Origin of the sequence: Spirosoma validum (assembly GCF_014699035.1) — a bacterium.
Lineage (GTDB): Bacteria > Bacteroidota > Bacteroidia > Cytophagales > Spirosomataceae > Spirosoma > Spirosoma validum.
Genome location: NZ_JACXAA010000011.1, coordinates 245,281 through 257,875 on the forward strand (window position 1 = coordinate 245,281; position 12,595 = coordinate 257,875).

A 12,595-nucleotide genomic window follows, 5' to 3' on the forward strand; every position below is an offset into this window, starting at 1 on the left:
CAGAGTCAAATGAGTATAAAATCTGGAGTTATTAATTAGCCTGCGGTAAAAAAATAGGTTAATATATCGTTAAAATAGACCTTGTAGCAGTCCAGGTGCAATACCTAGCCCTAGTGTTAAGATAGTTGCCGCCAATAGTACATATTGATAAACTGGAGTAACGCGAATTGGTTCAGTAGCACCATCCCGAAAATACATAGCGATAATAACCCTGAAATAATAATAGATACCCACAGCTGACATAAGCACCGCTACGATCAGTAACCAGATCTGCCCCCGCTCGACCGCCGTCGAAAACATATAAAACTTGCCCCAGAAACCAGCAGTTAGTGGTATTCCAGCTAAGGATAACATTGATACAGTCATGGCAAAACCCAAGAATGGGTTCTGTCGAGCCAACCCGTTAAAAGAATCAAAATTTTCATTTATAACCCCTTCGCTGGTAATCGTTTGTGTACTACGTTGTTGAGCAACCAGCAACAACACGCCAAAAGCTGAAATAGTCGCTACTGAATAAGCCAGGGAATAAAACACGATGGCCTGCTTCGTCTGGGCACCCAGCGCGGCCAGACCAATCAATAAATAGCCCGCATGAGAAATACTGGAATAAGCCATCATCCGCTTGAAGCTATTTTGGTAAACGGCTGTAACGTTGGCTAAAACCAGTGTAATAGCCGTAATGATCGCCAGAATCGTCCACCAGAATGAAAAAACACCCGTAAACGACACCGACAGTAATCGGAATAGAGCGGCAAAACCTGCCGTCTTAACAACCGTCGACATAAACGCGGTGAAAATAGTCGGCGCTCCATCGTAAACATCAGGCGTCCAGAAGTGGAACGGAGCCGCTGAGACTTTAAATAACAAGCCTATCAACAGCATTAACAAACCAACGTATAGCAGCAGAGACAGTCCCATTTGTGGATTAGCGGCATAAGAACCAATACCTGCAATGGTAAATGAACCCGTTGCACCGTACAGCAATGCCATTCCAAACAACATAATCCCTGTTGCGAAAGCACCCATTAGAAAATATTTCAACGCAGCTTCGTTAGAGCGCAGATTACGTTTATCACTGCCTGTCAGGATATACATGGCTACTGACAAAATCTCGACGCCCACAAAAAGCATGATCAAATTCTCGAAGCTAATCATCATGATAGCTCCAACCAACGAGAATAGAATGAGGCCATAGTACTCAGCAGGTTGTGCCTCATCGTTTTCCGCAAAACTACCTGATAACGCAACTACTAGGAACGCAGACCCTAGCACAATGGCGGTGAAAACCATCGACAGGTTATTAGTCCGCAGCATGTCGTTGAAATACAGATACGTTTTATTCCAGTCTAAGAAGTTGGCCGCCAGGGTAACTACCAAAAACAGCAACGTAGCAGGCAATAGAACTGTTTTCGACTTCAGGAAACCGAGAAACAACAGTGCAATGCCAAAAACCGATAACAGAACAATGGGTAACATAACTTTAGTGGTTAGTCAACAGTCCTTAGCCATTAGTGAAAATCAGACATTGACTTTTCACTATCGACTGACAACTATTTATTTCATAGATACAGCCGTTGTACCGATGTATTTCATCAGATTCGCTACGGCAGGTTCGGTTACTTTCAGGAATGTGTGAGGATAAATGCCGATCCAGAACACCATCACAACCAGCGGAATAAATACCCAGCTCTCTGATCTTGTCAGATCAGCAAACGATTCGGTACGGGATGTCGTAGGTCCGAACATGCTCTTCTGAAACATGCGAAGCATATAAACAGCCCCGAAAATGATTGTAAATCCAGCCGCTAATCCCAAATAGTGATTGTACGTAAAGACGCCGTGCAGTAGCAAAAATTCACCGACGAAGCCGTTTGTAAGGGGTAATGCTACGCTGCCTAACAGCATAATCATAAAATAGACTGTCAATTTGGGTGTTGTCTGCGTGATACCACCGAGTTGGTCAAGCTGGCGAGTCTTCGTTCGGGAGAAAATTACGTCGGCTACGAAGAACATACCCACTACGTTAATTCCGTGAGCCAACATTTGCACCAGCGCCCCCTGCATACCCGTTTCGGTTTGCGAGAACACACCAGCCGCCATCAAGCCTACGTGTGAGAACGACGAATAAGCAATCAGACGCTTCATGTCGCGCTGACGAATGGCGATGATTGACCCATAAATAATTCCAATAACGGAAAGAATGATAGCCGTTTTTCCCCAGGTTTCAACCCCGAGCGGTACGATAGGCAGAATAAAGCGTATCAGCCCATAAACACCCATTTTCAGCATAATCCCAGCGAGCAGCATCGTTGCTGGTGTAGGCGATTCAACATATGTATCGGGTTGCCATGTATGAAATGGAAACACGGGCATCTTAATGGCAAAAGCAATAAAAAACGCCCAGAAAATCCAGTTTTGCGCTTCGGGTGTCAGCTTTAATTTGTAGAAGTCAGCAATAGCGGATGAATGAGCGGCTCCATTGATGGCTGGTGTCTGATAATACAGATAAACCAGCGCCACCAGCATAAATAAGCTTCCAAAAATGGTATAAACAAAGAATTTGAACGTAACAGGAATCCGGTTCTCGCCACCCCACATGGCTGCTAAAAAGTAAATAGGAATCAATGCAGCCTCGAAAAAGAAGTAGAACAGAAACCCATCGCGAGCCGTGAAAACGCCCATCAGAGCCGCCTGCATGTAAAGCATTAAGGCATAGAACGTAGCAGGTCGTGCATATGTCCGGTTAAACGTTGAGAGCACAATAAACGGAACCAACAGCCCTGTCAGTAAAACGAGCAACACACTGATACCGTCAATTCCAGCACTAAGACGAATTCCCAGCGAACCAATCCAGGCGTAATCGAATCCGAACTGTGAACTGGCATCTGGATGAAACTCGAAGAAAGCGTAGCCAGCCAAAACTAATTCGACCAGTGCAGCGACTAAAGCCGCCTGTTTTATCCGTTCGCCCCCAAATAGCAAAATCAGCGTAGCCGCTACAACAGGATAAAGAATCAGGAATAGTGTAAGCATATATAGAATTTCTGAACGACGATGGATTGTGAATCAGTCGTATTCAACTTATAATCGGATGAAAAACCGTAGCGCAAAAATTACAACAATACTGACGACCATTGCCAGAACGTAGAAGCTGATCGAACCGTTTTGTAATAGTCGTAACTGGGCTGAGCCCTGGCGTACCAGCCAGGCAACACCATTCACTACCCCATCGACCAGCCCCTCACCGAAACTATACAAAGCATCACCTAGTCCACGAATAGGCCGAACGATGATGGTTTCGTAGAGTTCGTCTACGTAGTATTTGTTATAGATAACCTGTTCTGGTAGCGAACGTTCGGCTTCATTAGGCGCTGGAACTGCCTGCCGGCTCACATACATTACGTAAGCAATAATCAGCGACAGTAGCGCAACACCTGCCGAAACAGCCATCAGAATGTATTCCGTGCTGTGCTCAACGGTCGCTTCCGCAAAGGCTTCTGGATTTACTTGCCGTGACCCTTCAAACAAAGGTGCCATAAAATGACCTAACCAGCCCGAACCCGGCAGGTTAAGTCCTCCACCAATAGCCGATAGAATCGCCAACACAACCAACGGCATCGTCATCGTAGCCGGTGATTCATGCAGATGGTGACGCTGTTCTTCTGTTCCGCGGAATTCACCAAAGAAGGTCAGGAATAATAACCGGAACATGTAGAAAGACGTCAGGCCAGAACCAATAACGCCCAATGCCCAAAGCAATTTGTTGTGCTCAAAAACATGCGCCAGAATTTCGTCCTTTGAGAAGAACCCAGCGAAAGGTGGCAACCCCGAAATAGCAATTGTACCGATCAGGAACGTAATGAACGTAATGGGCAGGGCTTTCCGTAAACCACCCATTTTTCGAATGTCCTGCTCATCAGACATAGCGTGGATAACGCTACCAGCGCCTAGAAAGAGTAATGCTTTGAAGAACGCGTGGGTAATAACATGGAACATCCCCGCCGTGTACGCTGTAGCGCTTAACCCAAGGAACATATAGCCCAATTGCGATACGGTTGAGTAAGCCAGCACTTTCTTAATGTCGTTCTGCAACAGACCAATCGAAGCAGCCAGCAGCGCCGTAGCAATCGCAATACCACCAATAATTTCGAGTGTTAGAGGAGCCAGCGTGTATAGTACATTCGAGCGAACGACCATGTAAATACCTGCCGTTACCATTGTTGCCGCGTGAATCAGCGCCGATACAGGTGTCGGACCGGCCATCGCGTCCGGAAGCCAGGTATACAGTGGGATTTGTGCCGATTTACCCATGGCACCGACGAATAACAATAACGTAATGGCTAAGATGGTTTTGTCGCCCATCTCCAGACTCGTCGCCTGTTTAAAAATGTCGATGTACTCGACCGTACCGAACGTATTGATGAGCATGAATATGCCCAACAGAAAGCCTAAATCGCCAATGCGGTTCATGACGAAAGCTTTGCGGGCGGCATTATTATAACTGACGTTCTTGTTCCAGAAACCGATAAGCAGATATGAGCACAGCCCCACACCTTCCCAACCGATAAACATAATGACGTAGTTAGAACCCATCACGAGCAGCAGCATGAAAAAGATAAACAGGTTCAGAAAAGCCATAAACTTCCCAAAACCCTCATCATGGCTCATGTAGCCAATACTATACAAATGAATCAGTGAACCAACACCCGTTACAACCAGCAGCATCAGTAGCGACAACTGGTCAATCTGAAACGAGAAATTGATGTGCAGATCGCCGACACTAATCCAGTCGAACAACGTAGCAACCAGCGGACCAGTCTGTTCACTGGCGCTGGTAAAACTCCTGAATAGAATGATAGAGATAAGAAAGGATGCTACTACAGTTGCTGTCGCGATGGTACCGGCTAGCCCTTTCGGCACCTGGCGAAACCCAATCCCATTGATCAGAAAACCAATCAGCGGCAAGAGCGGAATTAAGGCACAGAGTAATTCTATTTTCATTAGTTAATAGTCAATAGTCGTCAGCCAATAGTCAATAGTCGTTGGAGATTAAATAAAGCCACTAACGACGAATACCTATTAACTATCGACTCATTTTACCATTTCAGTTTATTGAGCAATCCTACGTCGATGGAGCGAGTATTCCGGTAAATCATCACAATAATAGCCAGTCCTACCGACACTTCGGCAGCCGCAACGGCCATAATGAAAAAGACGAACACCTGCCCGGCAGAATCCGAGCGGTAGGACGAAAAAGCGATGAGTAACAGATTGACGGCGTTGAGCATTAGCTCAATCGACATAAAAATGATGATGGCGTTACGCCGGGTCAGCACACCGATAATACCAATAACGAATAAGGCGGTGCTGAGAATCAGGTAATACGTGAGCGGTATTTGCTGAATAACCTCCGGAATGAGGACGTTCTGCGTAGGTTGCATGCTTGCCGGTTAATAAAACGTGTCGCAAAGGTAAAGATTATTCGGTATTGGTGGAAAGGTGTTTTGGTATGACATAAGAGATTATACAATACCTAGTCGCAAAACTACATACCTCTCGGTCACTAATTCAGGTAAATTTTCCGAATGACAAAGTACCGCGAATCGTTCGTAAGGGGTTTACCCGCTTAAAATCCAGTAATTATACGCTACGTATTATCAGATTCAATGAGGATTTTTGATCTGCCAAAACTTTGACAATCAACCAAGTCGACTCATGAAAATCTATTATTTCTGTTTCTTACTGCTTGTTGTAACTGCCTGTAAGAAAAGCGACGACTCATCCGCCACTCCCGAAAAAACAGTCAACGACATTGTGCTGACACCAAAACAGTTGAGTGTGCCGATAAGTACGTACGATGTAGGGGCCTACCCCATTCAATCTGTTCTGGTTGGCAATACTATTTATTTCGGTAATTATTCCAACACGGCTAAAGCGCAGTTTTTTGTACGGTATAGTACAGCTTCCAATTCATTTTCGTCAGCGTTGGCAAAATCGGCTAACATTTGTGGATGTGGCTATAGTAGTAAACTAGTATCTGACGGAACCAACATTTTTTTCATTGCCAACGACGCCACTAAATACACAGCTTCCAGCAATACATGGTCGACTATTAGCTACCCATCAACGGCTCAGGATAACAATGGCGAAGCTGGGGTTGGGTATTTCAACGGCAATATTTATTTCGTTGGCGGACGTACAGTCAGCACACTTTTCAAATACTATAGCATTAGTCAGGATAGATGGTTTACGGCTCCCAACTACTTGTATGCCACAAACCGCAGCCAGATTTCGGCCTACAAAGATCGGTTATATGTACTGGGAGGGACAGGCGCTGTACGGAAAATGGCTTATTTTTCAACAGCCAATACTACCTGGACGGCCGTCAAAGACATTCCTTTTGACGTATCCAGCAGTTACGAAAGTACGTTTTCGGCGGTGTTGGGCGACTATCTGTATCTACTCCAAAGCGGCTCCGTCTATATTTACGACATTGCCAAAGATGAGTGGGCAAAAGACCCTGTTAAAATTGATGGATCACCCAGTTACGGCAATTTATTCTCAGATGGCCAGAAATTGTATATACCGGGGAAGAATTCTTCGAATATACCCGTCGTTTTTGAAGTTAGTGTTTCAACGAAATAACTTATCAATCAACGCTTTCCATTGACCGCCAATCCGTTGCTGAACATACGCAGACGAATTTCAGTAAGCCTACGTTTGGTATCCAGCGGAAACTCGCCTTTGAGCATCCAATCGTAAAACGATGGCTCCTTTTTCAATACGTCCAGCACAAGTAATCCTTTGTGTTTACCGAAGTTAAAAACCTCTTCTCCTTTATCGTTGATGATTATACGACCAGCCAGGTCGACGTTGGTGTTGGCGGTCAGACTGTGGAGCATGTCAACATTGTTCTCGAACACGACATCCTGACCATTATCCGCTTTAGCAACCATACCGCGATAGCGCTGTACCTGCGCGTTAAGCACTTCGAGTGTAGCAATCGTATCAACTTCAGCGCCGTGCGCACCGACCAGTTCTTTGTTGCAGTAAAATTTATATGCAGCCGAGAGGTTCCGGGGCTCCATCAGGTGAAAAATTCGCTGAGCATCGACCAAACGCCGATTTTTAATATCGAACTCAACGTTTGCCCGAAGGAATTCTTCTACCAACAGAGGAATATCGAACCGATTGCTGTTAAAACCCGCCAGATCGCAACCTTCCATAAACTGTGCCAATGTTCGGGCAACAGACTTAAAGGGAGGAGCATCTTTAACATCATCATCATAGATACCATGGATCATACTCGACTCCAGCGGAATGGGCATACCGGGATGAACACGCTGGGTTTTACTAACGATTTCACCGTTAGGCATAGCCTTAACGACACAGATATCAATAATGCGATCTTTAGCGGTATTAACACCCGTTGTTTCAAGATCGAAAAAGGCGAGTGGTTTCTTAAGTACAAGTTGATGCGTCATAACCAAACCGAAGTTTAGCGCGGTCCGACCACAAAGGTAAACAGGTTTTGGCTTTAGTTCTGCCATCGTTCATGGTTATGACAGAACTAAAACAAAGGAGGGCTATGATTTTCTGAGTTCTTTGACCCAATCTATACCGTTCCGAACAGCCTCAACCGATAGCATCCGGCCTTCCTGCATCAACTCTTTTATGGCAATAATAGCCTGATCCCGTTTAAGTCCGGCAGCAGCTTTAACTTGCCCATCCTGAATGTAGTACGCCAAAAAATTATCGTCTTTTTCAGGATCACCGTCGTAGATAATATCGTCGATCTGGGTAGTGTGCCCAATATAATTGATTCGCTTTCCCTGCTGATTGCTCCAGAAAAATGGCACGGCCTGATACGATTCTTCTTTACCAGCCATATTCAGCCCTGCTACGTGCCCCTGTTGACCAGCTACTTTCCAGTGTTCAATACGTTGCGGTCCATCTGCTGCAGGATAGTGGGCAATATCACCAGCCGCATAGAGACCCTCGACAATACGTAGATGTTCATCGGTTTTAACGCCCCCGTCTTTCTCAATAGGAATATCTTTCAGAAAACCAGTACGGGGTTTTACGCCCAAGCCCAGCAACACAAAATCGGCCACCAGTTTTTCGCCATTATCAAGTACAACATCGCGAACGGAACCAGTGCCTTCGATTCGATCAACTTTGCGGCCAAGATGAAACCGGATACCTTCTTTCTCATGCCAGCTCTGTATGACCCGACCTATCTTTTCACCCAGAATTTTCTCGAAAGGCACTTTCTCAAGACCCACTACGTCTACCTCACTGCCCAGTTTACGCAGGCTCATCGCCCCCTCCAGACCAATAAACGAACTGCCAACGATAACGACCCGCTTGCCTTTTTTGCCTAGTTCGCGCAATGTCTGGCTATCATGCAAACTACGCAACGGATACACACCTTTGAGATCTCCGCCCGGACTTGATAATGGATTTGGTTTACCACCCGAACATACGATTGCTTTATCGTACTGCACAGTTTCTCCAGAAGATAAGCTAATACGTTTGTTAGCTGGGTCAAGAGACGTTACGTATTGACCCGTGCGGATTTCAATTCCATAATCTTTATAGAATTCCTCGGTGCGAAGTGGCATCCACTCATCCGGAGCTTTGCCTTGCAGGTAATCTTTTGAACAGTTTGGCCGGTCGTAAGGCGCTTCGCCACTAGCGGTTAGCATCAGTATTTTACCAGTAAAACCACCTTCGCGCATACCTTCGGCGGCAAACGCTCCGGCTCCTCCACTTCCAATAATGACGTAGGTTTCTGAATTAGCTTCGTCTGGTGCCGACATTGGGTTTTCCAGACTTTCTTTATCGGTCGTCAGCCGCACAAAGACCTGATCGTTTTCAATACGTACCTCATACGTAGGCAAACCGTTTAAAGCGGGCGCTTCGAGTCGATGGCCGTTCCGTATGTCAAAACAGGCATTATGCCAGGGACAAACAAGCCGATGGCCATTCAGTACGCCTTTTACTAACGGCGCCTGATAATGAGTACATTTATGATAGAGCGCATAGAATTGTCCGTCGGCACGCGCTAATAATACATCCGTATCACCGACACGGACTTCTTTTAATTCGCCATCGGCCAGGTCATCAACGTGGCAGACGGGGGCTTCGGTGTAGTCAGCTATCATGAGCGGTTAAGTTTGCTCTATAAACTACGTAGCTACACAGATTGATTTATGATACAGCTGCTTTTGGTCAAGATAGCACAGATCAGGTCATCACATTCCGTTTTTTTAATGACTGTTTATCGGTCGTAACTCTGTCAACCATTACTTTTGTCCTCCCTAAACCGAAAAGCACCGTTTACTTTATTGCTTTCGCTGCTGATGACGTAACGCCCGTTTAATTCTGCGTCTAAGACCTATACTTCTCACCACACGTTGCGTAATTTTTCATCTCTATTAGTTTTTGCTGAATGAATACAAAAGTTTTATTTATCAGTTGTCTGCTATCGGCAACTGCCTTTGCACAGAATCTTCGCGGTCGTGTTACCGACGAATCAAACAACAGCGCCTTACCGGGTGCCACCATTGTTGTTGTTGGTCAGCAACTCGGTACCACGACGAACGGCGAAGGCGATTTCTTACTAAAATTGGCTCCTGGCCCTTACACGCTACGTATCAGTTCGCTGGGGTTCGAGTCCGTTGATCGGCCAGTGACAGTAGAATCTACCGGAACGACGACGATAAATCTTGCGCTGAAACCTGCTCAGACCAGCCTCAGTGAGGTAGTTGTGGTTGGGTCGCGTAATCTAAATCGCTCTGTTACGGATTCGCCCGCGCCTATCGATGTGATTGATATTCGGCAGGTAACGGCAAAAACGGGTCAGCTGGACGTAAACCAACTGCTGCAGTTCGTGGCTCCTTCGTTCAACTCAAACCGGCAGACCGGTTCTGATGGTGCCGATCACGTAGACCCAGCCTCGTTGCGCGGCCTTGGTCCCGATCAGACGCTGGTGCTGATCAATGGCAAACGGCAACACCAGTCCTCACTCGTTACGTTGTTTGGTACGCGCGGACGGGGCAATACGGGTACGGATCTGAACACGATTCCGGCGGCAGCGATCGAACGTATCGAAATTCTCCGCGACGGAGCAGCCGCTCAGTATGGCTCCGATGCCATTGCCGGAGTGATCAACATTGTGTTGAAATCAAATACCAATCAATTAACGGCCAACGTCAATTACGGCGCCTACCAGGCGAAATATCGGTTCGACAGTCAGCAAGTTGATGGGGGTAACCTTAATGTGAATGCTAACTATGGCTGGCGTATTGGCAAAAATGGGTTTCTGAACCTCACCGGCGATTACAACCAGCGCCAGCATACCAACCGGGCCAACACGCCCGGCATCGATTCGACGCTCCAGCGACGACAATACGGTGACCCGAAAGTGACGAACTCTTCCCTCTACGCTAACGCCCAACTTCCCATTACAGATAATACGCACATTTACGCATTCGGGGGTATTAACGTTCGTAAGGGCGATGCCTACGCCTGGACTCGCGCGGCTGATAGCGAACGGAACATTCCATCCATTTATCCGAATGGGTTCGACCCGATTATTACCAGTAATATCCTTGATGGAACATTTGCGGCTGGTGTGCGTACCATTTTGCGCGGCTGGAATGTAGACTTTGGGAATATTTTCGGTTCAAACCGCTTCGATTATGGCGTTAAGAATTCACTTAACGTATCGATGGGGGCTTCTTCACCCCGTGAGTTCAATGCCGGTGGTTTTCAGTTGCAGCAGAACGTAACTGGACTGCATTTCACGCGCTTTTACAAGAATGCCCTGCAAGGATTGAACGTAGCCTTTGGATCGGAATTCCGGTACGAGAACTACAAAATTTTTGCGGGAGAAGAAGCGTCCTACAGAGCGTATGATGTCACGAAACAAGCTGGTTCGCAAGGTTTTCCGGGTTTTCAGCCGAGTAATGCGCTTGACAAAAGCCGAACCAATCTGGGCATATACATCGATACAGAAGCTGATCTGACCAAAGCGTTTATGATTGGCGCAGCGGCCCGCTATGAAAATTACAGCGATTTCGGCAGTACGCTGAACGGTAAGTTATCGAGTCGCCTGAAAATCAGCCCATCATTTATGCTACGGGGTACGTTGAGTACTGGCTTCCGGGCTCCGTCGTTGGCGCAGGTATATTTCAACTCAACGATTACCAACTTCGTTGGCGGTCAGGCCGTACAAGTGCAAATCGCACAAAACGGTGGCGCTGTCACGCAGGCGTTGGGCGTTCCTCCCCTTAAGCAGGAAACGTCCGTGAATGCTAGTTTAGGATTCACCAGTCAGTTAGGTAGTGGGTTTTCACTGACAGTCGATGGGTATTACGTCCGCATTAAGGATCGGGTTGTTCTCACAGGACAGTTTGGTAATGATCTGCCTGAAATAGCCAATGAACTCAACCAGCTAAACGTAAGCCAGGTACAATTCTTCACGAACGCGATTTCAACGCGTACCCGCGGTATCGACATTGTGTTGGCGCACCAGGCGCAGGTAGGGAACGGACGGCTGAATACGTCTTTAGCCATGAATTTTAACTCGCTGGATACGATCAGCGTCAATACGAACGATAAACTCAGACCTTATAAAGACCGCTATTTCGATTTACGGGAATATTATTTTGTAAGAGCCTCCGCGCCACCATCCAAAATGAATCTGACGCTCGATTACAGCATCAATAAGTGGGCGTTTCTGCTACGTTTCGTTCGTTTCGGCGAAGTAAAATTGGCTAACTGGACGTATGAACCCAATGATATTGACATCTACCGGCCTAAAGTCACGACTGATCTATCAATCTCTTACCGATTCACTCCGCAGATGGGCTTGTCGATTGGCGGTTCGAACATCTTCAATGTTTATCCAGACATGCACCGGGCTGATCGTACCGAGTCGGGTGGTGCCTGGGACCCCGTTCAGATGGGTATCAATGGTGCGTATTGGTTTGGTAAGCTAAACTTCCGGTTTTAATAGATACTCAACTAATCTTCCCATTTTATCAAAAAAGCCAATGTATTAAATGCATTGGCTTTTTTGATATTCGTTATTGTCGATTCAGTACCAAAAAATCGGTTCGTTTACTTCGACGTTGCCATGACCATTTTGATATTCAACTTGGCACCGGTTTGCAGTACGTCTACCAGATCTTGTACGGTCAGTGTTTTGTCGAAACGTACCACAACGGTTGGTTCAGCGATACCGGCCATGATCGTTTTCAGTTCGTTTTCCAGATTGGCCGGCTCAACCGGCTTTTTATCAATAAAATACTGCTTGTTGCCATCGACCGATAGTGTTACCTGCTTCTTGCTTAACTGCTGCGTCGAAGCGGCTTTGGGCAACATCAACTTGATGACGTTTGGATTTGCTACGGTCGAGATAATCAGGAAGAACAACAGCAGGAAAAACATGATGTCGTTCAGCGAAGAGGTCGCGACTTCAGCAGCAAACTTGCTTTTTCTTCTGAGTTTCATAAAGGTTAGTCATTGGTAGATAGTCAACAGTGATCAGTAGCTAATTTCTGACGACTAATGACCGCACGGGCGG

General features: G+C 46.4%; 9 protein-coding genes. 2 read left to right on the forward strand and 7 right to left on the reverse strand.

Annotated features, from left to right (window positions below):
* Window positions 1-69: 69 nt before the first annotated feature.
* From IC230_RS25480 to nuoK, 4 genes are all read right to left on the reverse strand, one after another.
* Complete coding sequence (locus tag IC230_RS25480; protein ID WP_191041887.1) at window positions 70-1,476, reverse strand: NADH-quinone oxidoreductase subunit N; 1,407 nt, start codon at window positions 1,474-1,476, stop codon at window positions 70-72.
* Window positions 1,477-1,554: 78 nt separating this feature from the next.
* Entirely contained in the window at window positions 1,555-3,033 is a 1,479-nt protein-coding gene (locus tag IC230_RS25485; RefSeq protein WP_191041888.1) for a complex I subunit 4 family protein, read from the reverse strand.
* A gap of 48 nt (window positions 3,034-3,081) precedes the next feature.
* The gene (nuoL, locus tag IC230_RS25490) at window positions 3,082-5,001 is read right to left on the reverse strand and encodes an NADH-quinone oxidoreductase subunit L (RefSeq protein ID WP_191041889.1); all 1,920 of its coding nucleotides are present in this window, start codon (window positions 4,999-5,001) and stop codon (window positions 3,082-3,084) included.
* Between the two features lie 95 nt (window positions 5,002-5,096).
* On the reverse strand, window positions 5,097-5,441 hold the full coding sequence (gene nuoK, locus IC230_RS25495; protein WP_191041890.1) for an NADH-quinone oxidoreductase subunit NuoK: 345 nt from the start codon (window positions 5,439-5,441) through the stop codon (window positions 5,097-5,099).
* Between the two features lie 274 nt (window positions 5,442-5,715).
* Here nuoK and IC230_RS25500 point away from each other — a divergent pair, with 274 nt between their 5' ends.
* On the forward strand, window positions 5,716-6,645 hold the full coding sequence (locus IC230_RS25500; protein WP_191041891.1) for a Kelch repeat-containing protein: 930 nt from the start codon (window positions 5,716-5,718) through the stop codon (window positions 6,643-6,645).
* Window positions 6,646-6,653: 8 nt separating this feature from the next.
* Here IC230_RS25500 and IC230_RS25505 read toward each other — a convergent pair whose 3' ends face one another.
* Both IC230_RS25505 and IC230_RS25510 read right to left on the reverse strand, forming a co-directional pair.
* Entirely contained in the window at window positions 6,654-7,484 is an 831-nt protein-coding gene (locus IC230_RS25505) for a 3'-5' exonuclease (RefSeq protein ID WP_191041892.1), read from the reverse strand.
* A gap of 102 nt (window positions 7,485-7,586) precedes the next feature.
* On the reverse strand, window positions 7,587-9,167 hold the full coding sequence (locus tag IC230_RS25510) for an FAD-dependent oxidoreductase (RefSeq protein WP_191041893.1): 1,581 nt from the start codon (window positions 9,165-9,167) through the stop codon (window positions 7,587-7,589).
* A 287-nt stretch (window positions 9,168-9,454) separates the two neighbouring features.
* Here IC230_RS25510 and IC230_RS25515 point away from each other — a divergent pair, with 287 nt between their 5' ends.
* Window positions 9,455-12,022, forward strand: coding sequence for a TonB-dependent receptor (locus IC230_RS25515; RefSeq protein ID WP_191041894.1), 2,568 nt, complete (start codon window positions 9,455-9,457; stop codon window positions 12,020-12,022).
* A 107-nt stretch (window positions 12,023-12,129) separates the two neighbouring features.
* Here the strand turns inward: IC230_RS25515 and IC230_RS25520 are convergent, their stop codons facing one another.
* Complete coding sequence (locus IC230_RS25520) at window positions 12,130-12,522, reverse strand: ExbD/TolR family protein (protein WP_191041895.1); 393 nt, start codon at window positions 12,520-12,522, stop codon at window positions 12,130-12,132.
* Between the last annotated feature and the right edge of the window lie 73 nt (window positions 12,523-12,595).